This is a genomic window from Streptomyces sp. NPDC091282 (assembly GCF_044757385.1).
GTDB lineage: Bacteria > Actinomycetota > Actinomycetes > Streptomycetales > Streptomycetaceae > Streptomyces > Streptomyces gramineus.
In genome coordinates this window covers 318843-343653 of sequence record NZ_JBIVUX010000002.1, presented here as the reverse complement: position 1 = coordinate 343653, position 24811 = coordinate 318843, and the positions used below count along the sequence as shown (strand labels likewise).

22 protein-coding genes are annotated in these 24811 nt (G+C 73.4%); 8 read left to right on the top strand and 14 right to left on the bottom strand.

Going from position 1 to position 24811, the window contains the following annotated elements; all coding sequences use genetic code 11:
* Positions 1-67: 67 nt before the first annotated feature.
* The 7 genes from ACIQOE_RS08670 to ACIQOE_RS08640 form a co-directional block, all read right to left on the bottom strand.
* Entirely contained in the window at positions 68-286 is a 219-nt protein-coding gene (locus ACIQOE_RS08670; RefSeq protein ID WP_351313872.1) for a hypothetical protein, read from the bottom strand.
* A gap of 61 nt (positions 287-347) precedes the next feature.
* Positions 348-1772: an amidase gene (locus ACIQOE_RS08665; protein ID WP_365567562.1), complete on the bottom strand. Its 1425-nt coding sequence runs from the start codon at positions 1770-1772 to the stop codon at positions 348-350.
* A 119-nt stretch (positions 1773-1891) separates the two neighbouring features.
* Entirely contained in the window at positions 1892-2626 is a 735-nt protein-coding gene (locus ACIQOE_RS08660; protein WP_401410570.1) for a LuxR C-terminal-related transcriptional regulator, read from the bottom strand.
* Positions 2526-4658, bottom strand: coding sequence for an ATP-binding protein (locus ACIQOE_RS08655; protein ID WP_401410568.1), 2133 nt, complete (start codon positions 4656-4658; stop codon positions 2526-2528). Before ACIQOE_RS08655 ends, ACIQOE_RS08660 begins: the two co-directional genes overlap by 101 nt.
* Positions 4659-4893: 235 nt before the next feature.
* A complete protein-coding gene (locus ACIQOE_RS08650) occupies positions 4894-5751 on the bottom strand; it encodes an endo alpha-1,4 polygalactosaminidase (RefSeq protein ID WP_401410566.1) in 858 nt (285 codons plus the stop codon).
* A gap of 220 nt (positions 5752-5971) precedes the next feature.
* The gene (locus ACIQOE_RS08645; protein ID WP_365567556.1) at positions 5972-6631 is read right to left on the bottom strand and encodes a zinc ribbon domain-containing protein; all 660 of its coding nucleotides are present in this window, start codon (positions 6629-6631) and stop codon (positions 5972-5974) included.
* A gap of 124 nt (positions 6632-6755) precedes the next feature.
* Positions 6756-6986 (bottom strand): twin-arginine translocase TatA/TatE family subunit, encoded by a 231-nt coding sequence (locus ACIQOE_RS08640; RefSeq protein WP_362643509.1) that lies wholly within the window; start codon positions 6984-6986, stop codon positions 6756-6758.
* A gap of 131 nt (positions 6987-7117) precedes the next feature.
* Here ACIQOE_RS08640 and ACIQOE_RS08635 point away from each other — a divergent pair, with 131 nt between their 5' ends.
* The 3 genes from ACIQOE_RS08635 (at position 7118) to ACIQOE_RS08625 (ending at position 10514) form a co-directional block, all read left to right on the top strand.
* The gene (locus tag ACIQOE_RS08635) at positions 7118-8044 is read left to right on the top strand and encodes an ion transporter (protein ID WP_362643508.1); all 927 of its coding nucleotides are present in this window, start codon (positions 7118-7120) and stop codon (positions 8042-8044) included.
* A 367-nt stretch (positions 8045-8411) separates the two neighbouring features.
* Positions 8412-8888, top strand: a complete 477-nt coding sequence (locus ACIQOE_RS08630; protein ID WP_401410563.1) for a lamin tail domain-containing protein — start codon at positions 8412-8414, stop codon at positions 8886-8888.
* 171 nt (positions 8889-9059) lie between these two features.
* A complete protein-coding gene (locus ACIQOE_RS08625) occupies positions 9060-10514 on the top strand; it encodes a WGR domain-containing protein (RefSeq protein ID WP_401410561.1) in 1455 nt (484 codons plus the stop codon).
* Between the two features lie 63 nt (positions 10515-10577).
* Here ACIQOE_RS08625 and ACIQOE_RS08620 read toward each other — a convergent pair whose 3' ends face one another.
* The 5 genes from ACIQOE_RS08620 to ACIQOE_RS08600 form a co-directional block, all read right to left on the bottom strand.
* On the bottom strand, positions 10578-10751 hold the full coding sequence (locus ACIQOE_RS08620) for a hypothetical protein (RefSeq protein WP_351313851.1): 174 nt from the start codon (positions 10749-10751) through the stop codon (positions 10578-10580).
* Positions 10752-10851: 100 nt separating this feature from the next.
* On the bottom strand, positions 10852-11847 hold the full coding sequence (gene dhaK, locus ACIQOE_RS08615) for a dihydroxyacetone kinase subunit DhaK (protein ID WP_401410559.1): 996 nt from the start codon (positions 11845-11847) through the stop codon (positions 10852-10854).
* A gap of 31 nt (positions 11848-11878) precedes the next feature.
* Positions 11879-12556 (bottom strand): dihydroxyacetone kinase subunit DhaL, encoded by a 678-nt coding sequence (gene dhaL, locus ACIQOE_RS08610; RefSeq protein WP_401410557.1) that lies wholly within the window; start codon positions 12554-12556, stop codon positions 11879-11881.
* A 22-nt stretch (positions 12557-12578) separates the two neighbouring features.
* Complete coding sequence (locus ACIQOE_RS08605) at positions 12579-13403, bottom strand: HAD-IA family hydrolase (RefSeq protein WP_365567550.1); 825 nt, start codon at positions 13401-13403, stop codon at positions 12579-12581.
* Between the two features lie 2 nt (positions 13404-13405).
* A complete protein-coding gene (locus ACIQOE_RS08600; RefSeq protein WP_365559601.1) occupies positions 13406-14266 on the bottom strand; it encodes a class II fructose-bisphosphate aldolase in 861 nt (286 codons plus the stop codon).
* 602 nt (positions 14267-14868) lie between these two features.
* Between ACIQOE_RS08600 and ACIQOE_RS08595 the strand changes: the two genes are divergently transcribed.
* The gene (locus ACIQOE_RS08595) at positions 14869-16011 is read left to right on the top strand and encodes a PP2C family protein-serine/threonine phosphatase (RefSeq protein WP_401410555.1); all 1143 of its coding nucleotides are present in this window, start codon (positions 14869-14871) and stop codon (positions 16009-16011) included.
* A 456-nt stretch (positions 16012-16467) separates the two neighbouring features.
* A complete protein-coding gene (locus tag ACIQOE_RS08590) occupies positions 16468-18738 on the top strand; it encodes a M4 family metallopeptidase (RefSeq protein ID WP_399009450.1) in 2271 nt (756 codons plus the stop codon).
* Between the two features lie 100 nt (positions 18739-18838).
* Here the strand turns inward: ACIQOE_RS08590 and ACIQOE_RS08585 are convergent, their stop codons facing one another.
* Both ACIQOE_RS08585 and ACIQOE_RS08580 read right to left on the bottom strand, forming a co-directional pair.
* Positions 18839-20083, bottom strand: coding sequence for an acyltransferase family protein (locus ACIQOE_RS08585; RefSeq protein WP_401410552.1), 1245 nt, complete (start codon positions 20081-20083; stop codon positions 18839-18841).
* A 71-nt stretch (positions 20084-20154) separates the two neighbouring features.
* Positions 20155-20709: a hypothetical protein gene (locus tag ACIQOE_RS08580; RefSeq protein WP_401410550.1), complete on the bottom strand. Its 555-nt coding sequence runs from the start codon at positions 20707-20709 to the stop codon at positions 20155-20157.
* A 278-nt stretch (positions 20710-20987) separates the two neighbouring features.
* Between ACIQOE_RS08580 and ACIQOE_RS08575 the strand changes: the two genes are divergently transcribed.
* The 3 genes from ACIQOE_RS08575 to ACIQOE_RS08565 all read left to right on the top strand — a co-directional run bounded on the left by ACIQOE_RS08575 (position 20988) and on the right by ACIQOE_RS08565 (position 24807).
* A complete protein-coding gene (locus tag ACIQOE_RS08575; RefSeq protein WP_401410548.1) occupies positions 20988-22406 on the top strand; it encodes a lamin tail domain-containing protein in 1419 nt (472 codons plus the stop codon).
* Between the two features lie 166 nt (positions 22407-22572).
* Complete coding sequence (locus ACIQOE_RS08570) at positions 22573-23658, top strand: hypothetical protein (RefSeq protein ID WP_401410546.1); 1086 nt, start codon at positions 22573-22575, stop codon at positions 23656-23658.
* Positions 23659-23781: 123 nt separating this feature from the next.
* Positions 23782-24807, top strand: a complete 1026-nt coding sequence (locus tag ACIQOE_RS08565) for an alcohol dehydrogenase (protein ID WP_351313815.1) — start codon at positions 23782-23784, stop codon at positions 24805-24807.
* The last annotated feature ends 4 nt before the right edge of the window (positions 24808-24811 follow it).

Sequence of the window (24811 nt, the reverse complement as noted above, 5' to 3'; positions counted from 1 at the left end):
GTGAAGACGCTGACGATTCCTTGTTGCAATCTTGACGCATACGCCCCTCACCTGGGGCGGAGCGCGCTCAACTGTCGTACGCGGGCGTGACGTAGACGGTCCGCGGGGGCAGGTGCTCGACCACCATCACCACCGTGCCGCGCTCGATCCGGGCGGAGCCGTCGGCGGCGTAGGCCAGGAAGTGCTCGGCGCCCCCGCGCACCCGGACGATCACCTCGCCGACGAGTCCGGGCCCGACCGTTCCGGTGACCCGCCCCATCAGCCCGACCATCGACGCGTCGTCCATGGCCAGAGCCTACGGGCCGGTCACGTCGCGGGAAAGCCGCGCGGCGCCGCACCCGGTTCCCTCACGCCGCCGGCGGGTCCGCGGCCGCACCCGCGGCCGGCGGCCAGCGCTCGTGCCAGCGCAGGTCGGCCTCCAGCCGGGCGGCGACGGACACGAGCAGCGGCTCGCTGTCGGCCGGGCCGAGCAGTTGCGCGCCCACCGGGAGACCGTCCACGAAACCGGCGGGCACGTTGACGCCGGGCCATCCCAGCACGTTCCACGGCCAGGCGTAGGGGCAGGCGGCGATCATCGCCCGGTCGGTGGCGAACGGGCCCAGCCCCAGCAGCGCGCCGACGCGGGGCGGGGGAGCGGCGGTGGTCGGCGCGAGGACCGCGTCGTACGACGCGAAGAAGCCGCCGATCCGGTGGCGCAGGGCGGTCTCGGCGCGCCGGGCGGCCCGCAGGGGCGCGCCGCCGAGCAGCCGTCCCAGCCGGGCCGCCTCCCGGGTGCGCGGATCGAGCAGGCCGGGCGCCGGCACCTCGCGGACGCGTTCGGCGATCCCGGCCGTGGCCCGCGGGACGAAGGTGAGACCGATCTGTCCGTAGGGCGGGTCGGCCTCCTCGACGGTGTGGCCCGACGCGGCCAGTCTCTCGGCGACTTCGAGGACCCTGGCGCGAACGCCCGGCCACAGGCGGGCGGGCAGCGCGGTGAACGGCGGCTTCAGGGACAGCGCGATCCGCAGCCGTCCGGGGTCGCGGCCGATCGCCTCGGAGACGGTCAACGGCCGTGGCCGGTGCGGGTCCTGGGGGTGGTTGCCGCTCGCCGCGTCCAGGAGCAGGGCCGCGTCGGCGACCGTGCGGGCCAGGGTGCCGTTGACGGTGATGCCCTGGAAGGACTCGCCGTGCGGCCAGGTCGAGATGCGGCCGCGCTGGGGCTTGATGCCGACCAGATGGGTCCAGGAGGCCGGTATGCGCACGGATCCGGCGCCGTCCGAGCCGAGCGCGGCCGGCACCAGCCCGGCCGCGACGGCGGCCGCCGATCCGCCCGAGGAACCGCCCGGGGTGTGCCGCGGCTGCCAGGGGTTGCGGGTGGCACCGAAGGCGGGTCCCTCGGTGAACGGCCACTGGCCCAGCTCGCAGGTGTTGGTCTTGCCGATGATCACCGCTCCGGCCGCGCGCAGCCGTCGTACCGCCTCGCCGTCCTCGGCCGCCGGCGGGAAGTCGCCCGGGCAGCCGAAGGCGGTCGGCTCGCCGGCCACGTCGGTGTCGTCCTTCACAGCCACCGGCACCCCGAGCAGCGGGCGGCGCCCGCCCGCGGCCAGCTCCCGGTCGGCGGCCTCGGCCTCGGCGAGCGCGGCCGACCGGCGGACGATCCGGAAGGCGTTGAGCGAGTCCTGCGTCGCCTCCATGCGCGCGAGACAGTCCGCGACGAGCCGGCGAGACGTCGTCTCGCCCGCGGCCAGGGCACGTGCGGCCTCGACGAGACCCGGTGAACGGTCCGACGGCATGGGGAACCACCTCCGGGAGCAGGATACTTACCGGACAGTAACGTCGAGGCGGGGCGCGCCGCGCGGATGTCGGCCGGTCCGCGCCCGGGGAACGCACCCCGCCCGCGGCTCCGGCCCCGTCACCGCTCCGGCAGCCGTTCCAGGGCGTCCCGGAGTGCGGCGCGGGAGGTCACACCCAGTTTCGGGAACGCCTGGTGGAGGTGGGTGGAGACGGTGCGCGGCGAGAGGAACAGCTTCTCGCCGATCTGCTTGTTGGTCAGTCCCGTGGCCGCCAGCCGCGCGACCTCCCGCTGCTGCGGCGTGAGCGCGGGGGCGGCCGGCCCGCCCGGAGCGCGCACCGGCGCACCGCAGGCCCGCAGTTCGTGGCTGGCGCGCTCGGCCCACGGCACCGCCCCGAGCCGCTCGAACGCCTCGGCCGCGTCCCGCAGGTGCGCCCGCGCCCGGGCCGGGAACCGGCCGCGCCGCAGCCTCTCGCCCCGGTACAGGAGGATGCGCGCGTGCTCGAACGGCCAGCGGTCGGCGTTCTCGACGGCCAGGGCCTCACCGAACAGCGCCACGGCGGCGCCGTCGTCCGCCGTGCCCAGCGCGGCGGCGGCCAGGAGCACCATGCGCAGCCGGGGCGAGAGGGTGTCCAGACCGGCGTCCCGCGCCGCCGCGACGTGCGCCCTGACCTGCCCCGGCCGGCCCGTCCGCGCCGCGGCCTCCGCCAGGTCGAGGAGCGACCACACCGCGTGCGGGACGTGCGGAGGCAGTTCACCGGGCGGCGCGATCGACCGCGCGAACCGGTACGCGTCCTCGAAGTCGCCCTGGCCCAGGGCGTACAGGACCTTGGCGTGCAGGACGTAGAACCGCACGCCCTCGGCGCCGCGCGGCCCGGCCCACAGCTGCATCCGGCCGGTGAGGTCCCGCACCGCCGCGTGGTCGCCGCGTGCCGCCGCGACGCAGGCCAGCAGGAAGTGCCCCGGACAGGCGAGCAGGGGGTAGTGGTACCGCTCGCACAGGTCCAGGCCCTCGCGGGCGGTCCGGCGCAGCTCCGCCCACTGCCCGGTCAGCCAGGCGTGGTTGCCCAGCAGGAACAGCGCGTTGAGCGCGGCGGTGATGTTCTCGCCGCGGCGTCCGGCGTCCGGCGTCCACGACGCGGCCCAGCGCCTCGGCGCAGTCGCCCAGCCGGTCCAGGTAGGCGCCCGCGGTGGCGACCCGGACGATGTGCAACGGGTCGGTTCGGTGGGCGAGTTCCGCGACGGCCGCGTCCAGCCGGGCGAGGTCCTCGCGGCCCGCGCGGGCGGGATCCGCGAACGTGCTGCGGGTGATCGCCACAAGCTCGGGAAGCGCCGTGTACCTGGCCGCCGCGGCGTCGAACGCGGACCACAGCTCCGCGCGGCCGCCGAAGAAGCACATGAGCAGCAGGGTGTGCATCGCCTCGGCCAGTGTGGCGTCCGCCGGATCGTACGGCTCGGGCCGCTGGGCGAGCGCGCCGACGAGCAGGCGGTGCGCGGTGGCGATGTCCCCGGAACCGTTGAGCAGGTACGCCGAGCCCGCCACGGCGGCGGCCAGCGAGCCCTGTCCCGGCGCCGCGTGGCGCGCGTCGTCCAGCAGGCGAGGGACGTCGCGCAGGCCGCCGGTGAGGTTGGCGCCGAAGTAGGCCGCCTTGGCCAGCCGCCGTGCCCGCTCGGCGGCGGCCGGGCTGAGGCCGGCCGAACGCAGCAGCGCGGCGACGGCGTTCGGGCCGTCGCCCCGGCGGACGCTGCTGTCCGCGGCCTCCTCCAGCAGGTCGGCGACCCGCGCGTCGGGTTCCTCCGCCGCCTGCGCCAGGTGCCAGGCGCGCTGTTCGGGAACGCCGGCCCAGGCGTCCGCGAGCGCCCGGTGCACGCCTCGGCGCTGGTCACTGCTGGACAGGTCGACGACGACGGAGCGGATGAGCGAGTGCCGGAAGGTCAAGCGTCCCGTCGCGTCGTCGACGTGCACGAGCCGGCCGCGCTCGGCGGGCGCCAGGTGCTTGAGGTGGCACCGGCCCGCCACCGCCCGGCGTACGGCCGGCAGGTCGCCGGTGCCCTCCAGCGCGGCCACCAGCAGCAGGTGCCGGGTGGCGGCCGGCAGGGCCCCGACGCGGGACGCGAACGTGGCCAGGAGCCGCTGGGTCAGCGGAATGCGCGCGGGCAGCGCCTGGGCGTCGGCCCGCTGGGAGTCGGTGAGCGAGGCCGGCAGTTCGAGCAGGGCGAGCGGGTTGCCGTCCGCGTCCGCCATCAGCCGCCGGCGTACCCGGGGCGCCAGGGACGGGAAGCGCAGCCGCAGCAGTTCCTCGGACGCGGCCTCGCTGAGCGGGCGCAGTTCGTGGACCGCGAGTCCGTCGTACGCGAAGGAACCCGCCTCACCCGTCCGTACCGCGGCGACCAGGCCCGCGCCGGTCCCGGCGAGCCGGCGCGCCACCCGCCCGAGGACCGCACCGCTCGCCGGGTCCAGCCAGTGCGCGTCGTCCAGGACCAGCAGGGTGGCCCGGTCCCGGGAGAGCCCGGCGATCAGCGTGGTCAGCGCGTCGGCGACCGCGTCGTGTCCGGGTGCGGCGGGCCGCTCGACGGCCAGGGCGGCGCCGAGCACGGGGACTTCGGCCGCCTGCGACCACGCCTCGGGCGACGAGGCCAGCAACTGGCGCAGCGCGCCGTGACCGGTGCGGGCCCGGTACTGCGCGCCGACCGTGTGCAGGACGCGTACGCCCGCCGCCCCGGCGTCGCGTGCGAGCGCCGTGAGCAACGCGCTCTTCCCGATGCCGGGGTCGCCCAGCAGCACCAAGGCGCCGCCCGCACCGGGGAGTTCGGCCAGGAAGGCGCCGAGCCGCGCACGGTCCGCCTCCCGTCCGACGAGTCCTGCGTGCGCGTCGCGTTCCGTCATCGCCCCTCCCCGGCGGTCACGGACGAGCAGCCGTCCGGGGCACCCGGGGCGCCGCGGTGCGGCAGGGGCGGGCCAGGCGAGATCATGCGTCCTCCTCGTCCGGCGGTGCCGACGACGTGGACAAGATGCCTGCGCGGGGCGGAGGTTCGACGGCGGCGCAGTGACGTACGTCACTGCGCCGCCGGTCCGCGGTTCCAGGCGCCGCAGGGAGGGGAGCCGACGGCCCGGTACGGACCTAGCCCGCGCAGGTCTCCCGTACGTACCCGTCCCCGCCGGCCGGGGTGACGTCGAGGTCGCGGCGGACGATGCTGATCCGGTCGCCCCAGCCCGCGCAGGCCTTGCGCATGCCCTGTTCGGTGTACTCGACGACGAGGACGTGGTCGCCGAACGCGTCGACGTAGGAGGCGCATTCGTCGTACTGCCCGCACTCCTCCACCACCGCGAAGTCGAGGCCGACCCGCTTGCGGTCCTTGGCCAGTTCGAGGGTGTTCTTCTGGGCGATGGCGAGGAGCCGGGCGTGTGCGTGGCGGGCCAGCAGGGTCTGGAACGCCTCGGCGTCGGCCGCGGTCAAAAGGCCGTGCGGGGCGCGGGTGTAACTGTCGTAGTTGTCCGGTTCGACGGCGTCGAACCCCTTGTCGGCGCAGGCGTCGATCCAGGCGCCCACCTTCTCGGCGATCCGTGCGCGTTTGCCCGGCGTGCCGATGTCGAGCATCGCCTCGCCCCAGTCCTCGTCCATGACGACCTTCCCGGAGCGGTCCCGCAGCAGGAGGTCGGCGTCCCATGCGTCTTCGGCGTCCGGCTGTGCCTGGAACGCGTTGACGTAGCAGATGTTGTACAGGCCGGGAGCCGGTGAGTCGGTGTGGTCGCGGGAGACGACGGCAACGCCCTTCGGCGGCGGATAGGCGCCGCCGAGCTGGTAGTCGACGTCGGCGTGGACGGGCGGCGCCGACACCTTCGCGGCCCCAGGGCTCGCGGAGCCGGTGCCCGTGGGGCGCGCGGCGTCGGAGCAGCCCGCCGCGGTGACGCAGGCCGCGGCGAGCACGGCGGCGAGGGACAGGGCGGCACGGCGGGAGCCGGCCGGGGACGTGCGCATGACGGTCTGCCTCTGCGGGAGAGAGCATGCCCCGCCTCGGACACGCGTGGTCCTGGCGACTGGGGCCGGGCTGACGGCCCGGAGGTCCGTGTCACCGGCTGGGAATGCCGTGGTCGCGCGGACCGCGGACAGGCGTCCGGCGGTCCGACGCGGTGACCCTATCAAAGGCGTTCCCGACCGATATGCCCGGCCCGTGACCGGTCCGGCAGGCGCCGCCGCGCTACCGGCGGGTGCCGCACCCCGGGCAGAACGCCGCGCCGTCCGGCACCACCGCCGAGCAGGAGCCGCAGTGCGTGCTCTGCGCGAGGTGGTGGCCGCAGCCGGAGCAGTAGGCCGCGCCGTGGGTCTCGGTACGGCACTGGGGGCAGACCAGTTGCCGGGGCGTGCCGGGGTCGTAGGTCTGCCCGGTCTGCTGACCGGCGGCGTACGCCCGCTGGGACGCCATGTCGTTCAGGCCGCGCTGCTGTGCGGCCATGGCCTCGGCGGCGGTGTCCGGGGCGCAGTTGAAGCACAGGCCCTGCGCCGGGTTCCAGCAGCGCCCGCAGACGTAGTGGGTGCACCGGGCGCACCGGTTGAAGTGGCCCTGGGCGTTGGCGATCGCGCGCTCGAAGGCGCGGTCGCGGGCCTGCCCGTAGCCCGCTCCCGCGAGCCCGTCGGCGGCCGACGTGACACCCCGGCCCGCGCTGCCGAGCATGCTCCAGGCCAGGTCCGTGCCCTTCCTGAGCCAGCTCGCGGCCCGCTCGCCGGTGTACGGCTCGAACGGCGAACGCCAGGTGTCGTAGCAACGGGCGCAGGAGAACTCGAACTGGAAGCCGGCTCCCGTGCCGTTGCGCTCACAGAGGTCGCGGTAGTTGTTGCTGAAGTAGATCTCGCTGCTCATGTGGTCCCCCCACAGGTCAGGCCGTCGGCACCATCCGCTACGACGCAGGCGGAAGGATACTGGTTCTGGCCAGCGCCGCGAAGATCAGGCCACCGCGGTGGCGCCGGGCGCGGCGCCACCGCGGTCAGGGCCGCGGTGTGCCGTCCGGCTCGACCACGGTGCCCGAGACCACCCGGCCGGAACCGGCCGCCGTCGTCCCCGGGTCCGACGCGTCCTGCTCCTTGAGCGCCTTGGTCTCGCTCTTGAAGATCCGGGCCGCCTTGCCCGCCGAACGCGTCAGCTCGGGCAGCTTCTTGAAGCCGAGGACCACGACGGCGACGACGAGGATCAGTGCCAGCTCGCTCAAGCCGAACATGAGTACTGCCTTCCGCATTTCGATCTACAGTGCTGTAGAAGTTTCCCCCGCGGACGATCACGCGGCAAGTCCGCCGTCCCGCCGGGTCGGCCGGAGACATCCCCTGACAGCCGAGGAGCGGTGGCAGCAGCATGCCGGAGCAGCACGACCCCACGACCGGTGACCGGAGCCGGCCGGCCCGGCAGCGACTGGCCCGCCGCTGCCGCGGTACGACGGAGGCCCGCTGGTTCGCCCTGACCGTCTTCGCCGTGATCCTCCTGAACGCCGCCCTGCTGGGCCTGGAGACATACCCGGGACTGGTCGAGGACTGGCACCGGTGGTTACGGACGGCCGAGCACGGCTGCCTGGCGGTGTTCACCGTCGAGATCCTGCTGCGCGTCGGCGCGCACGCCGACCGCCCCCGGGACTTCCTCCGCGACCCGTGGAACCTCTTCGACCTCGCCGTGGTGCTGTGCGCCTTCCTGCCGGTCGTCCGCGAGAACACCACCGTGCTGCGCCTGCTGCGGCTGGCCCGGGTGCTGCGCACGGCCCGTTTCCTGCCGCAGCTGCGCATCGTGCTCACCGCCGTCGCCCGCAGCCTGCCGGGCACCCTCAGCTTCCTGCTGGTGGGCGCCCTGCTGCTGTACGTGTACGCCATGGTCGGCTGGGTCTTCTTCGGCCACCACGACCCCGAGCACTACGGCTCCATCGGCCGCGCGGTCCTCACCCTCTTCCTGCTGATGACCCTCGACGGCATCGGCGACGCCGTCCACGCGGGCCTGGAAGTCTCGCGCTGGAGCCTCGCCTACTACGCCTCCTACGTCCTCATCGCCTCGTTCGTGCTCGTCAACGTCCTGATCGGCGTGGTCATCACGTCCCTCGACGAAGCCCGGCAGATGGAAGGGCAGGAGCAGGAGACGGCGCAGGAGCCGCGCGAGCCGGACGACCGGCGCCTGCTGCTGACACGGATCGGCGCGGCCCGGCAGGCGCTGGACGACCTGGAACGCGGACTCCTGCACGGCGCGGCGGCGGACGGCTCGCCGGACGGCACGGCCGCGCCGGTGCGGTCACGCTCCTGACCCGGCCGGCGGCGCCGCATCCGCACGTCACGGCGGCGCCGGCTGTTACTCACTTTCGGGTGACGTGCCACGGAGCCGGGGGGTGGCGCACGGGGGTGGCTCGCGCCGAGGACCCTTCGCGCACAAGGGGCCATTCGGTGAGAGGGCGTCAACTTCGTGCATTCGGCGCATACATGGAGGTTGCATCCAAGGGTCATAGGAATATGACGGAACGGTCATGACCTTCTCGTCGTCATCACATTCCCTCCGCACCGTGGGCAGGGTGTGGGTGTGCGGCCGACCGGCCGCCGAATCGCCTGAACATCCCGGGTGACCTGCGACTACCGCGTCGCCCGCCCGGGTGTCCGGCCCTGCGAAGGGGGACCTCATGTCCGTGTCTGTGATCGCTCGCCGTCTGACCGCCGCCGCTGCCGTGGCCACGGCGGCCGTGGGCGCTCTCGCGCTGCCGGCCGCCGCGTCCGGCCAGCACTCCGCCCGCCCGCACGGCGACGTGGTCATCAGCAGCGTCCGGTACGACTCCCCGGGACGCGACGACAACTCCAACCGCTCCCTGAACAAGGAGTACGTCGACATCACCAACACCACGCGCCGGTCGGTGAACCTGGACCACTGGACGCTGACCGGCAAGGACGGGCACCGCTACACCTTCCGTCACTTCCGCCTGGAGGGACGGGCCACGGTCCGCGTCCACACCGGCGTGGGCCGCGACAACGCCAAGGACGTGTACCAGGACCGCCGTCACGAGGCCTGGGACAACTTCGCCGACACCGCGACCCTGCGCAACGACCGCAACCGCGTGGTGGACCAGGTCACCTGGGGCCGGCACCGGGGCGGCCGCCACTGACCCGGCTCGCCAGGTGCCGGTGACCCGCGCCCGACGCGGGTCCCGGCGCCACCGGCGCCCGCCCCCGCACGACTGATCGCGAAGTCCGTTGTCAGTGCCCACGGCTACGGTTCGATCAGTGGGACCCGCCGGACGGACGGCGGATCCGTATGGGGAGGGGTCTGGTCTGCCATGTCCACCGGTTCTGCCGCGGTGTCGACGACGTACCTGGAGCTGTCGCAGGACGACGGCGCCGCGCACAAGTTCTACGAGGTGTCCGTCGCCGACCTGGTCGTGACCGTGCGGTACGGCCGGATCGGCGCCGAGGGGCAGACGCAGACGACGACGTTCGCGACGGTGGAGAAGGCCCGGGCCGCCGCCGCGAAGAAGGTCGGCGAGAAGGTCCGCAAGGGATACGCCCCGGCCGTCCAGGGGGGCCGCGCACCACGCTCGGTGACCCGGCGCCAGGTCGCCTCGGCCCCCTCCACCGCCCGCGCGGCCGCGCCGGTGCTGTGGCGCTTCCGCACCGGCTCCGCCGCGTTCGGCATCCACGTCGACGACGACCACTGCTGGGTCGGCAACCAGTCGGGCGACGTCTACACCCTCGACCACGACGGCGGCGTACTGGCCCGCTTCGGCCTCCCGGACGGCGTCAAGTGCCTGGTCGCGGACGACTTCTGGATCTACGCCGGCTGTGACGACGGCAAGGTGTACGACCTGTCCTCGAAACTGCCGTTCGTGGCCTACGACATCGCGGCGGACGTCGACATCTTCTGGCTGGACATCCACGAGGGCGTGCTGGACGTCTCCGACCGCGACGGCCGGCTGACCGTCATCGACCACGAGGACGAACACCAGTGGGCCCGCCGCAGCCAGGGCGAGCAGGCCTGGATGGTCCGCGCCGACGAACGGGCCGTCTACCACGGCCACAGCCGGGGCGTCACCGCCTACGCCCCCGACGGAGGACGGGAGTTGTGGCACACGCCCACCAAGGGCGGGGTGCTGTTCGGCTGGCAGGAGGGCGCCGTGGTGTACGCGGGCACGGCCCACAAGGCGGTCCAGCGGCTGGCGAAGGCGACCGGCGCGATCGAGGCGACGTACACCTGCGACAGCGCCGTGTACTCGTGCGCGACCTCGCCCGGCGGCCGGTTCGTGTTCGCCGGCGACGCGGCCTCGTCCGTCTACTGCTTCGACCAGGACGGCACCCGGCTGTGGAAGCTCGGCACCGGCGGCGGCTCGGCGCTGTCGATGCAGTACCACGACGAGCGGCTCTACCTGGTGACCACCGACGGTTCGCTGGTCTGCGTGGACGCGAGCGAGGCGGCCGTTACGGCGGCCCAGGGAGGCACGGTGCCGGTGGCCCGCGACGTCAAACTGGCCGCGGCGATGCCCGCCTACGCGCCGGCCACGACCGTGAGCGCGGTGGCCACCGTCGCGCAGGCGCCGACCGGCGCGATCGTCGTGGAGTGCGTCCAGGAGTCGGGCCGGGTCCGGGTGCACGTCGTGTCGGACGGCTACGACCGGTCGCTGAACGTCCAGTTCCCGCGCGGGATACGCGAGCCCGGTGCCCGCTACGTCGTGGACTCCCTGCACACGGCGGCCGGCGGCTTCTACCGGGTGCGCGGTGACATCAGGCGACTGCTCTGACCCGAACCGGGTCGTGGGCCCGGCGGCGCGCTGCCGCCGGGCCCACGAAAGCGGAGCAGGAGGTCAGCGCCGCCTCCGGTACGACCAGCCGGTGCCGATTCCGGCCACGTGCAGAGCCAGGGCGGTCAGTCCCAGCAGCATCACGTTCGTGGAGGTGAACGTGTCGTTGGTGCTGATGTCCGCCGCGTTGATCAGGAAGGCTATGAAGAACAACACTGCCGCGATGATGCCGGGCATGATCAGGCTCCTCTCGTAGGGTGAAACCCGTATGCCCGCACATCGCCTCCACAAGCCCTCCGCTCTGCGGTCACGTCGCAGGCGGCCGTGAAACGGCTCCTCAGAAGACCCGGATCGGGATCTCCGCGGGGTCGGTGAGCAGGTCGAGGATCTCGTCGTCGAGGCGGACCAGGGTCACCGAGGCACCGGCCATGTCGAGCGAGGTGCAGTACTCGCCCACGTAGCTGCGCCCCACCTCGATGCCCCGTTCGGCCAGTTGCCTGTGGGCCAGCCCGTACACCAGGTAGAGCTCGCCGATCGGTGTGCCGCCGAGACCGTTGACCATCAGCGCGACGCGGTCGCCGGAGGCGAACGGCAGGTCGTCCACGACCGCGTCGACCAGTTCCCGCACCATCTCGTCGGCCGACCGCAGCTTCTCCCGCCTGCGGCCCGGTTCGCCGTGGATGCCCACGCCCATCTCCACCGAGTCGTCGGGCAGTTCGAACAGCGGTGACCCCTTCGCCGGAGGCGTGCAGGCGGTGAGGGCCATGCCCATGGTGCGGGTGACCGAGTTGACCTTCTCGCCGATCCGGTACACCTCGTCGAGGTCCGCACCGCGTTCGGCGGCCGCGCCGACGGCCTTCATCACGAAGAAGTTGCCGGCCACCCCGCGCCGGCCGACGGTGTACGTCGAGTCCTGCACGGCCACGTCGTCGTCGATGAAGAGGGTCCGGACGTTCACCCCGTCGGCCTGGGACAGCTCCTCGGCCATCTCGAACGCCATGCGGTCCCCGGTGTAGTTGTTGACCAGCAGCAGCACGCCCTTGGCGGAGGCGACCAGTTTCACCGTCTCGTAGACGTAGTCGGCGGGCGGCGCGGCGAACACGTCCCCCGGGCAGGCGGCGTCGAGCATGCCCTTGCCGACGGTCATCACGTGCGCCGGCTCGTGACCCGATCCGGAGCCCTGCACGATCGAGACCTTGTCCTCCCGCGGGGCGTCGGCACGCATGACCAGGTTGTACTCGGGCACGTACCTCAGCGTGCCGGGGTTGGCCAGGGCCAGCCCCTCCAGCATCTGCGAGACGTAGTCCTTCGGGTCGTTGACGAACTTCTTCATGCCGCACCTCCTCCTGGTCCTGCCGGCCGGGTCAGCCGCGCGCGTCCCACTCGGCGGCCACCCGCTCCGCCATCACCGCGACCGCCACCGCGCCCGGGTCGGGCGAACCGATGCTGCGCTCACCGGTGTAGCTCTGCCGGCCGCGCCGGGCCTGCATGGGCGCCGTCGCGTCGGCGGCGGCCCGCGCGGTCGACGCGGCCAGCGCCGCGAGTTCGGCGCCGGACGCCGGTTCGCCCCGGGCCAGCCGCCGTTCCAGCGCGTCGGTCATCGGAACGAGCGCGTCCAGCAGGGTCTTGTCGCCGACGTCGGACCTGCCGCGCGCCTTGATCCCCTCGGCGGCGGCCCGCAGCATGGCGACCGCGTCCCCGGCGTCCGGTTCCGGCCGGTCCTTCACCGCGCCGGCGGCCCGCAGGAACGCCGTGCCCCACAGCGGCCCGGACGTGCCGCCGACCCGCTTGGAGATCACCATCGCGACCCTCTTCAGGAACTCGGCGGGCACGTCGCCGGCGAGGTCGTTCCAGTCGGCGAGGACGATCTCGAAGCCGCGGGCGAGCGAGTACCCGAAGTCTCCGTCCCCCGCGACGGCGTCGAGGTCGCTGAAGGCCCGTTCGTTGTCGACCGCGGTCCGCGCGACGACCCGCACCACGAAGGCGAGGTCGCCGCCGGGTGCCGACGGCGGGGCGGGTGACGAGGACGATGGCGCTGACATGTCTCTCCTGACTGCCGCGACGTCAGTGCGGCCGGGGATCGGACGGTGCGGGATCCGGGCCCGCGCCGCCCACGGTGCCGAGCAGTCCGGCGAGGTCCGCGAGCTCGATCCAGGGCCCCGGTGCGGTGCCGAGCGGATCGCTCAGCACCCGGGCCACGGTCTCCTCCGGCGGCGGATCGCCCAGCGAGGTGACCACCAGGGAGGCGCCGGTGAAGTCCTCGCCGCCCGTGTAGGCGCTCGTCGTGACCACGCAGGCGAGCCCGGCGCCGAGCGCGGCCAGCAGTCCGTTGCGGCTGTCCTCGACGACGACGGCCCGCGCCGCATCCAGGCCGAGCCGGTCCAGGGCGAACGCGTAGATGTCCGGGGCCGGTTTCTTGCGCGGGACCACGTCTCCGGCGAACACGCTGAAGTGCGCGGCCAGTTCGGGGCCCATGGCGAGTTCGAGCACGCTGCGGACGGACGGCTCCGCGGAGGTGGAGGCGACCGCGAGCGTCCAGCCCGCCTCGTGCGCCGCCGTGGCGACCCGCCGGACACCGGGCCGGGGCGGGATGCTTCCGCTGCCGATGACGGCCGTGTAGATCTCGGTCTTGCGCCGGTGCCAGGCCGCGACCTGTTCGTCGAGCGCGGCCGGATCGGACGGCAGGCCGGCCGCGGCGACGAAGTCCGGGGTCAGCAGCGAGCGCATCCGTTCCTTGCCGCCGCCGATGGTCACCTTCCGCGCGTACTCCGCGTCGCTCCACCGCACGGGCAGGCCGAACTCCTCGAACGTCCTGTTGAAGGCGGGCAGATGGCCGTCGCGTTCGGTGTCGGCGAGGACGCCGTCGCAGTCGAAGACGAGCGCGGGCACGGCTAGGCCGCCCGCCCGGCACTGCCGAAGAGCCGCATCAGCGAACCGGCCAGCTCGACGACGTCCCGGCGGACGTCGCGGAACAGCGACGGCGGATCCCACTTCTGCCGCTCCTGCGCGGTCCGCAGGAAGGCCAGGTTCGACTTCATGTACGTCTCCTTGAGGGCCGTGGAGATGTTGACCTTCGCGCAGCCCCGGGAGATCAGGTCGCGGAACTGCTCGTCGGAGAGGCCGCTGCCGCCGTGCAGCGCGATGGGCACGGGATGGGCGGCCACGATGTCGGAGACGCGCTGCGCGTCCAGCACCGGCGCCCGCTTGTACGACCCGTGCGCGTTCCCGATCGCCGGTGCGAAGACGTCGACCCGCGTGGTCCGCAGGAACTCCAGGGCGACCGCCAGGTCCTGCCGCTCGGCTGCGGTGTCGCTGCCGACGCCGTCCTCCACACCGGTGATCGACTCGATCTCGCCCTCGACCGCGGCACCGAACCCGCGGGCCTCCGCGACCACCTCGACGGTCTGCCGCATGTTCTCCTCCACCGGCAGTGCGGAGGCGTCGAAGAGCACCGAGTTCCATCCCCGCCGCAGGCACTCGGTGATGACCTCGCGTTCGGGACAGTGGTCCAGGTGCAGGGTGACCGGGACCTCGATGCCGGCGGTCATCGCCTTCCACATGGCGTACAGCACGTCGCTGCCGATGGACCGCACGGTCTTCACGGAGGTCTGCACGATGAGCGGAGAGGCGTTCTCCACCGCGGCCGCCAGAACGGCCTCCATGGTGAGGTCGTTGAACACGTTGATGGCCGGTACGGCGTACCGCTCCTCGAAAGGCCCGGCGAGGATCTCGGTCAGCGGTGTCACACCCACGACGCCTCCACCTCTTCACCGACCCCCGCTCCTCCATTCCACGCCCGGGCCCCACCCGCCGCCACTCCTGGCCCGGCCGGCGGGCACCGGCGCACCGGCCTGCCGGGCCGGGCGCGGAGCGCCGTCCGCCCCTCGCGGCGACCCTGTGGAGACGTGCCGGAATCCGCCCGGAGACGGGACCGCGGGCGGTCCGCGGCCCGAGACCGGCCGCAGGCGCCGGCGCCTTGCCCGAGGCGCCCGCACCGACGCGACCGGACGCCGCACGTCCACAGAGGAGTTCATCCTGCGTCCGCGCACACGCATGGCCGCCGCGGCCTGCACCGCGCTCGCACCACGGGCCGTGGCCGCGCCCGTGTTCTGGGAGACCGGCAGGACCCGACCGTCACCGCGCCCGGCCTGCGGCCCGCCGCCGACCGTGCCGCCGTCCGCCGAGGTCACCGTGCTGTGCGGACCTCCCTGCTACCAGTAGGTCCGCCGCCCCGCCCGTGCGGCACGGAGCGCAGCCGGACGGTCACATCGGACGGTGTCCGGGAATGGGGGACATGTCATCACGCGTTGGCCGTGCAGGACGACGAGTACCGGAGCACGACGTGAGCGCTGCGATGATCGCGACATCCCTGGTCGACACCTTGCGTGGATGGGGCCGCTCCGCGCCGGGACGTCTGTGGCTGGCCGGTCCGCTGCTGCTGATCGTGGCGATCCCGGTGGCCGACGGGTTCCTGCCGCCGGACATCCATCTCGCCCACCTCCTCGTCGTCGCCGTGGCGGTCACCGCGGTCGGGGCCGGGCCGCGCGCCACCGCGCTGATCGGCGTGCTGGCGGTCATCGCGCTGGTCCTGGCCGGCATGGAGCGGCGGACGCTGAGCACCGAGAGCGTCCTCGTGGAGATCGCCGCCCTCCTCGCCGTCTCCGTCTTCTTCGTCCTGTTCACGCGGCTGCGGGACCGGCGGGAGAGCGAACTCGTCCGGGCGCGCTCGGTGTCCGACGCGGCACAGCGTGTCGTCCTGCGGCCGCTGCCGCAGCGGGCCGGTCCCGTCGTCCTCGCCGCCCGGTACCGCAGCGCGGAAGCGGACGCGACCATCGGCGGCGACCTCTACGCCGCCGCGCGGATCCCCGGCTGCACCCGCCTGCTCATCGGTGACGTCCGGGGCAAGGGGCTGCCCTCCATCAGCGACACGGCGATCGTGCTGGGCGCCTTCCGGGCCGCGGCGCACCGCCGGATCCCGCTGCCGGAACTGGTCGCCTACATCGAGGACGCCGTCCGCTGGGGGTTCGCGGAGTTCTCGGAGCCGGCGGAGGACGTTGCCGAGCGGTTCGTGACCGCCGCCGTCATGGACATCCCGGACGACGAACCCGTCCTGCACCTGGTCAGCGCCGGGCATCCGCCGCCGCTCCTGCTGCGCGGCTGCGCCAGGAAGCCGCTGGTGCTGGCGGTCCCCGAGCCCGCGCCGCCGCTCGGCCTCGGCGTGTGGCCCGCCGGTGCGCACGGCACGGACGGGGCGTGCGCCTGTTACGCGGCGGCGACCTTCCCGTTCGCGCACGGCGACCGGCTGGTGCTCTACACGGACGGCGTGAGCGAGGCCCGGAACGGCGACGGCGACTTCTATCCGCTCGCCGAGCGCGCCACGGCCTGGGCGGACGCGACGCCCGGTCTGCTCGTCGAACGGCTCGCCGCGGACGTCCGCGCGCACACGGGCGGCCGGCGGGACGACGACATGGCCATGATCGTCGTACAGCGCGACTGACCGACGTCACGAGGGCGCCCGCACCGGCCGGTCCCGCTCGGCCGAAGGGCATCACGAGGGCGCGTTCCCCGACGGTCCCGACCCGACGACATCGCGAGGGTGCCCGCCCCGGACGGTTCCCGCCCCGACGCCCACGCCGACCGGAAAGCGCTGTCGCCGTGCTCGAAACCCCCGCTCGCAACCATCAGTTCCAGCCGATGTTCTGATGCGGTCATGACAGTCTCGGGCGGCGGATGCCAATCTGCTCTCCGGAAGTTCACCGTCCACTCACAGGTACCTCACGCAGTACCCGCATCTCCTTTCTCGTGTCATGCGCATGCCCGAGCGGACGTCATCCCGTCGCCCCGTGCCCATGCGCCCCTTCCCCCGCACCCGCGCGCCGCCGGACGGCTCGACCCAGCCGACCCGCTCTCCCGGGCCCCACCGGGCCCGACCACCCCACAGAAGGAGAACGCCATGTTCCGGCAGGACCGTCACCACCGCCGAGTCAGAGGCAGCGCCGGCCTGGCGCTGGCCGCCGCCACCACCCTGCTCGCGGCCGGCCTCCAGCAGGGCACCGCCCTGGCCTCGGCCGACGCACCCGCCCCCGCCAGGATCCAGGCCACCCCCCGCGCCGGCGCCGCCCCCGCGACGCTGTCACCGGCCCGGCACGCCGCGCTGCTCAAGAGCGCCGCGACCGCCGCCGCGGACACCGCGAAGACGCTAGGCCTGGGCAGCGCCGAGAAGCTCGTCGTCAAGGACGTCACCCAGGACGCCGACGGCACGACCCACACCCGCTACGAGCGCACCTACGCGGGCCTGCCCGTCCTGGGCGGAGACCTGGTCGTGCACCGCAGCGGTGCCCGCCTCACGGTGACGAAGGCCACGAAGGCGGCCCTCGCCCTGCCCACCACCAGGGCGAAGATCTCCGCGGCCACGGCACGGGACCGGGCGCTCACCACCGCGGCGAAGGCGGGCGCCGAGCACCCCGCGGTCGGCACCTCCCCCCGGCTCGTCGTCTGGGCCGCCTCCAACCGGCCGACGCTGGCCTGGGAGTCCGTCGTCGGCGGCTTCCAGGACGACGGCACGCCCAACGAACTCCACGTCATCACCGACGCGGCGACCGGCAAGCAGCTCTTCCGCTACCAGGGCGTCGAGACCGGCGTCGGCACCGGGCAGTTCGACGGGACCGTGCCGCTCGGCACCACGCTCTCCGGCTCGACCTACCAGCTCGTCGACGGCGACCGCGCGGGCCACCGCACCTACGACCTGAACCAGGGCACCTCGGGCACCGGCACCCTGTTCACCGACGACAACGATGTCTGGGGCGACGGCACGGTCGCCAACCGGCAGACCGCGGGCGTGGACGTCGCCTACGGCGCGGCGGCCACCTGGGACTTCTACAAGGACGTCTTCGGCCGCAACGGCATCCGCAACGACGGCGTCGCCGCCTACAGCCGCGCCCACTACGGCAACAACTACGTCAACGCCTTCTGGCAGGACGCCTGCTTCTGCATGACGTACGGCGACGGCTCCGGCAACACCCACCCGCTCACCGCGCTCGACGTGGCCGCGCACGAGATGAGCCACGGCGTCACCGCCGCCACCGCGGGCCTCACGTACTCCGGCGAGTCGGGCGGCCTGAACGAGGCGACCTCCGACATCTTCGCCGCCGCCGTCGAGTTCTACGAGAACCTGCCCGCCGACGTCCCGGACTACCTGGTCGGCGAGAAGATCGACATCAACGGCGACGGCACCCCGCTGCGCTACATGGACAAGCCCTCCAAGGACGGCGCGTCCAGCGACTACTGGAGCCCGTCCCTCGGCGGACTCGACGTCCACTACTCCTCGGGCCCGGCCAACCACTTCTTCTACCTGCTCTCCGAGGGCAGCGGCGCCAAGACCGTCAACGGCGTCTCCTACGACAGCCCCACCTACGACGGTCAGCCCGTCACCGGCATCGGCATCGACAACGCCCGGCAGGTCTGGTACCGGGCACTCAGCACCTACATGACGTCGAGCACGAACTACGCGGGCGCCCGTACCGCCACCCTCCAGGCCGCGGCCGACCTCTTCGGCGCCTACAGCCCCTCCTACCTCGCCGTCGCCAACGCGTGGGCGGCGATCGACGTGGGCGACCGGATCGCGCTCGGCGTCAACGTGGCGCCGATCGCGGACCAGATCAGCGGCGTCGGCCAGGAGGTGTCCCTCCAGGCGGACGCCTACACCACGAACTCCGGCGCGGCCCTGACCTACACGGCGACCGGCCTGCCGGACGGGCTCACCATGAGCGACACGGGCCTGATCACCGGCACCCCCACCACGCTCGGGACCAGCGACGTCACGATCACGGTCACCGACGACACCGGCGCCTCCGCCACCCGCAGCTTCTCCTGGCAGGTGGCCTACATCTACGCCAACTCCAGCCGGGTCGACATCCCCGACAACGGCCCCGCGGTGGAGTCCCCGGTGACCGTCACCGGCCGCACCGGGAACGCCTCCGCCACCACCCAGGTCTACGTCAAGATCGTCCACACCTACCGGGGTGACCTGACCGTCGACCTGGTGGGCCCCGACGGAACCGCCTACTCCCTGCTGAACCGCAGCGGCGGCTCCGCCGACAACGTCGACCAGACGTTCACCGTCAACGCCTCCGCACAGCCCCTGAACGGCACCTGGAAGCTCCGGGTCCAGGACCGTGCAGCCATCGACGTGGGCTACATCGAGCAGTGGCGGCTCGTTCCCTGAGCCCGTCGCCCGCCTGAGGAGCCGTTGCCCCGGGACGCCCGCCGCGCCCGGGGCGACGGCTCCCGCCGTACGGCCCCGCCCGACCGCCGGTCCTGTCCGCTCAGGTCTCCCGCCGGAGCAGCGCCCGCCAGGACCTGTTCCGTTTGAAGGGCATCTCGAAGATCCGCGAGAACAGCCAGGCCCCGGACACCGAGACCGGCAGCGCCACGGCGAGCGTCAGGCAGAACGTGGGCAGGCCCGGGGCCACGAGACGCGGGGCGACGCGGTGGATCACCGTCAGGACGACCGGCAGGTGGATCAGGTACAGGCTGTAGGAGAAGTCGCCGAGGCCGCGCACCGGGCGGCTGTCCAGCAGCCGCAGGAGCGGGACGGGCCTGCCGGTGGCCACCGCGGCGAGCAGCATCGCCATGGCGGGAGCGACGGCGAGGTCGATCCAGAAGTAGTGGTCCACCGTCCACACGGAGCCCTTGACGAGGCCGACGGCCAGGACGGGCAGGGCGGCCGCCGCCGCGAACCAGGCCCAGGGCAGCCGCCGCACCCGCTCCCGCGCGGCGACGATCCCCGCGCCGATCACACCGGCGACGAACACCGGCGCGAGGTGGGGAGCGAGCAGGTTGTCGCCCTCCACCGGGTTCCCGCCCGGCGCGGCCAGACCGAGAGCGATCACCGGCAGCGCCGCGCACGCGGCCAGGACCACCGCGTTCGTCCGCCGCCGCACGAGGAGCAGCAGCGGGAGGAGCAGGTACAGCTCGGCCTCCACGCCGATCGACCAGAACGCGCCGTTCGGCGTGGGCGCGGTGACCAGGTCCTGGAGGACGAGGCCGAACACCAGGGCGGTACCGGCGGTGGGCGGGCCGTGGTGCGAGGCCGGGACCACGAGGAGCGACACGAGCAGGCTCAGCGCCAGCGCCGCCCAGTACGGCGGCAGGATCCGCCAGGCACGCCGGCGCAGGAACCGGGCGGCACCGCCGGTCCGCCAGCCGTGGCGCGCCGGTGAGAGCGCCAGGGAGAAGCCGGACAGCACCAGGAAGAAGACGACGGCGAGACGCCCGAACATCAGCCCCTTCAGCCACCCGGGCGCGGAACTGTCCGGGTAGCCGGGAAAGGTGTACAACCAGCAGTGGAACAGCACCACATACAGGGCGGCCAGGCCGCGGAGGCCGTCCAGGCCGGCCACCTGCGGGCGGCCGTGCGTCCCCGCCGCCGTCTCCTCCCGCGCGGCCGGGGCGGCCGCTTCGAGCGTGCTGCCGGCCGGACGGCTCAGGTCCGTGGAAATCGTTCGACCCCTTCTCCTGGCGGCGCGTCGCCCGTCGGGCGGTTCCCTGGCGGTGCGCCGGGGCGGCACCGGGCCGCCACCGCACCGTGGTACGTGGCGGCGGCCCGGGAGGTTCAGCGCGGGAGGCGGACGGTGCCGGGTCAGCCGGTCCCGGCGGCCTTCGCGCCGGACGGGGCGACGGCATGCCACCGCGCGTCCCTGCCCTGGCCGTTCGCCTGTCCGGCCGCGGTGTCACCGCTGTACCGGTAGAGCGGCCACCCGGCGAGGGTCAGCTGCTTCTCGCCGTCGCGGTGGACCGTGCCGAGCAGATTCCTGCCCACTCCCGAGGTCCGCACGGCATCGCCGACGATGACCGGCAGCCACGTCTTCGTGCAGGTGCCGGAGCACGTCCACCGGGACGGATCCGGCCGGTCCTCGTCGAAACGGTAGAGGGTCATGCCCCGGTCGTCGGTGACCACGGTGCCGACGCCGGTCACCGCCGTGGCCGCCACACCGGTCGTGACCGCCGAGGGCCCGGTGCTCCCGCCGCCGCCCGCCGCCGGAGCGGCCGGCGCGGAGACCGTGGGGGCCGACGCGGCCGGGGCCGCGGGCGCGGCGCCGCCGGAGCCGGATCCGTCCGAGGAGCCGCACGCCCCGAGCAGGAGCGGGGAGACGAGCCCTGCGGCAAGGAGCAGGGCGATGCGTCGCGGGTTCAAGGAGTCGCCTTTCAGGAGTCGCTGCCACGTGCTCCCTTGGTACGTCGCCCGGCGCCCGCTCTCTCAGCCGCGGTACGGAGATGACGCAGTCTTGACCATGACGACGGGCGGCCGGGCGACGGACGACCCCAGCACGGCCGGGCGCACCGCCCCACCGCGCGTGATCTTGGTGATTCGCCGACCGTTCACACCGGCCTCACCTGGGTGAGGGCGGCCGTTCGGGCTGCGTAGGAAGGGTCCTGGCGGCCTGTCACATCTCACACCCCAGGACGGACTCCGTGACCGATTCACGCGCCCGCCGGTGGCGTCGCAGCCTCCGTGTTCTGCTCGTCGCCGTCGCCGGCCCGACGCTCGCCGTCGGCGCCCTGACCGCGTCCCCCGCCCACGCGGCCGCGGCCGACGACATCCGGATCAACGAGGTGGTGACCACCGGCAGCGTCAACGACTCGGTGGAGCTCTACAACAAGGGCACCGCCTCGGTGAACCTGTCCGGCTGGATCATCAAGGACGACGACAACAGCTCCAAGTACGCGATAGCCGCCGGCACCACGCTCGCCCCCGGCGGGTTCGTGGCCTTCGACGTGCACAACGCTTTCGGTCTGGGCTCCGACGACGAGGCACGCCTCTACCTCGCCGACGGCACCACCCTGGTGGACAGCTTCAGCTGGAGCCAGCACTCCGCCCCGTCGTGGTCGCGCTGCCCGGACGGTACGGGTGCCTTCGGCTCGGCGGCCCTGACGCTGGGCGCCGCCAACGCCTGCGGCTCCGGCGGCGTTTCGCCGTCGGCGTGGCCGGGCGGCGGCTCGGTGGCGACCGCCGACACCAAGAACGCCTTCGGCTCCGACCTCAGCGGCCTCTACCAGGAGGGGAACGTGATGTGGGCGGCGCAGAACAGCGGCAAGCTGTGGCGCCTGGTCCCGAACGGCTCCACCGCCTGGAAGGCCGACACCACCGGCGGCTGGTCCTCCGGCAAGTCCCTGCGGTTCCCCGGCGGTTCCGGCACGCCCGACGACGAGGGCGTCACGCTGACCGGTTCCGGGTCGAGCGGGGGCGTCTACGTGGCGAGCGAGCGCAACGCCGACTCCTCCGGCACCAGCCGGCTGTCCGTCCTCAAGTACGACGTGAGCGGCACCGCCGGCACGCTCACCGCCGCCACCGAGTGGAACCTCACCCCGGACCTGCCGTCCGTGGGCTCCAACCTCGGCCTGGAGGGCATCACCTGGGTCCCGGACGCGGCCCTGACCGCCGCCGGGTTCAAGGACGCCTCCACCGGCGCGGCCTACAACCCGGCCGGCTACGGCTCCCACACGGGCGGCGTGTTCTTCGTCGGCGTCGAGGGCACCGGCATGATCTACGGCTACGTCCTCAAGGACGGCGGCACCTTCACCCGCGTCGCGTCCGTCAGCAGCGGCATGGCCGGCGTGATGGAACTCCAGTGGGAGCCGCAGGCCTCCCGCCTCTGGGCGGTCTGCGACGACACCTGTGACGGCCAGCACCGGACCCTGAAGATCAACGCGTCCGGGGTCTTCGCCACCACCGCGGTCTACAACCGTCCGTCCGGCATGGACAACCTCAACAACGAGGGCTTCTCGGTCTCCGGCTCCGACGCGTGCACGGGCGGCAGCAAGCCCGTGTACTGGTCCGACGACAGCAACGACAGCGGCCACGCCCTGCGCCGGGGCACGATCACCTGCTGACCCCGCCGGCGCGCCGGCACCCGGCGGTATCGTACGCGCGGCACCGCACGCACCACCCGAGTTCAGCGTCAACTCCCGTACCGGCACGTCGACTTCACCGACGTGCCGGTTCCTTGTCGCCCCTCCCGGAGGAACCGTGGCAACCAGCCGCCCCCACCGTCCCCGTGTGCAGCCGTCCCGACGCAGATCCCTCGCCCTGACGGCGGCCCTGGCCGCCGTCTGCTGCGCCGGCCTCACCCACCCCGTCCAGGCGCACGCCGACTCCGCCGCCGACCGTGCCGCCCTCGCCCAGTGGTGGGCCCCCGTCACCTTCCAGGATGTCGACTCCACCGGCGAGACCGCGCTCGGCGGAAAGTCCGACTACCTCACCTCCTACGACTACGACGGTGACCTCGACGGCCGCGACAACTGGGAGAACACCGGCCAGAACGCGCTCGCGGCCCACGTGTACTACTCGGTGGTCCGGACCCCGTCCTTCTCCTACCTGCTGTACACGTACTTCCACCCGCGCGACTGGTCGGACGGCGTGCTGGACAACTACCAGGAGGACCTCACCGAGCACGAGAACGACTCCGAGGGCGTCCTCGTCGTCGTCGCCGACGACGGCTCCGCGCACGGGAAGCTGAAGGCCGCGATCACCGTCGCGCACAGCAACTTCTACTCCTGGGTGCCCGCGGGCAGCGACTTCACCAGCGGGCAGGAGAGCGTCGACGGCACCCTGAAACTCCAGGGCGATCCGCACGACGACGGCCACGGACGGCCGTTCACCACCCAGCAGCCCAACACCCATGCCACGTGGGCCGAGGGCTACCTCTCCAAGGAACGCGACCAGTACGCGAACGGCGACGGCATCGTCTACTACCCCGGCACCGCCGCCGAGGTGCCGTCCGGATCGAACGACCGCGACGTGCAGTACACGCTGACCGACGTCTTCGCCCCGAACGGCATGTGGGCCAACCGCAACCTGACCACGCTGTTCGCCACCCCGGACACCTTCGCCGGCGACACCAGCTCCAACCCCTACGGCGCCAAGTGCGGTGCCGGCGGCGTCCTCGGCCCGGCCAACGGCGCCTGCGACACCAACGCGGCCAACCCGCCCTGGGCCTGGGACGACGGCGACGACCTGCCCGGCCGCGGCTACCTCGCCACCGACCCTGCCGAACTCGTCTGGGACTACTTCGACTGGACCGGCAAGCCCTCCTCGCCCGACCTCGCCTACACCTGGAACGAGTACGACGGCATCACCTCGTGACACCCCGTACCACCCACGTCACTCCGCCGTGAACGGGGGCTCGACGCGCGCGATCGGCCCGGAGCTGGTGTGCTGGGGGAGGGGGTGTGACCGTACCCGTCGTACCCGCTCCGGGAGAGACGTATGAGTACCTACCGAGTCGCGCAGGTGACCACCGCGGGCGGACCCTTCGAGATCGTCGAACGCGAGGTGCCCCGGCCGGGTCCCCGGCACGTGCGGATCGCCGTGGAGGCCTGCGGGGTCTGCCACAGCGACAGCTTCTTCGTGAACGCCGGGCTGCCGGGCATCACCTTCCCCGTGGTGCCCGGACACGAGATCGCCGGGCGGATCGAGGAGATCGGCGAGGGCATCGACGACTGGGGCTGGCAGGTCGGCGACCGGGTGGGCGTCGGCTGGTTCGGCGGCAGCTGCGGCCACTGCACGCCCTGCCGGCAGGGCGACTTCATCGTCTGCGAGAACCTGCGGGTGCCCGGCTGGTCCTACGACGGCGGCTTCGGCGAGCGGGTCGTCGCCCCGGTCGACGCCCTGGCCCGCATCCCCGAAGGCCTGGCCGCCGCCGACGCCGCACCCCTGGGCTGCGCGGGCGTGACCACCTTCAACGGGCTGCGGCGCAGCCCGGCCGAACCCGGTGACCTGGTCGCCGTGGTAGGCCTCGGCGGGCTCGGCCACCTCGGCGTGAAGTACGCGGTGGCCATGGGCTTCGAGACGGTGGCCATCGCCCGCGGCGCCGAGAAGGCCGACTTCGCCAAGCAGCTCGGCGCCCACCACTACGTCGACTCCACGGCCGCCACCCCCGTAGCCGACGCCCTCCAGTCGCTCGGCGGCGCCAAGGTCGTCCTCGCCACCGCGGGCAACTCCCAGGCCATCTCGGCGGCCGTCGACGGTCTCGCCCCGCGGGGCGAGCTGGTGGTGATCGGCATCGACCCCGAACCCATGGGGATCAGCCCGCTCCAGCTGCTCATGCGCGCCCGGGAGGTGCGCGGCCATCCCTCCGGCACCGCCCAGGACGTGCAGGACACCCTGGACTTCAGCGCCCTGCACGGGATCCGGCCGACCATCGAGACCGTGCCGCTGGAGGAGGCGGGCGCGGCCTATCAGAGGATGATGGACGGCGGCGCCCGCTTCCGCATGGTGCTCACGTACGGCTGAACCG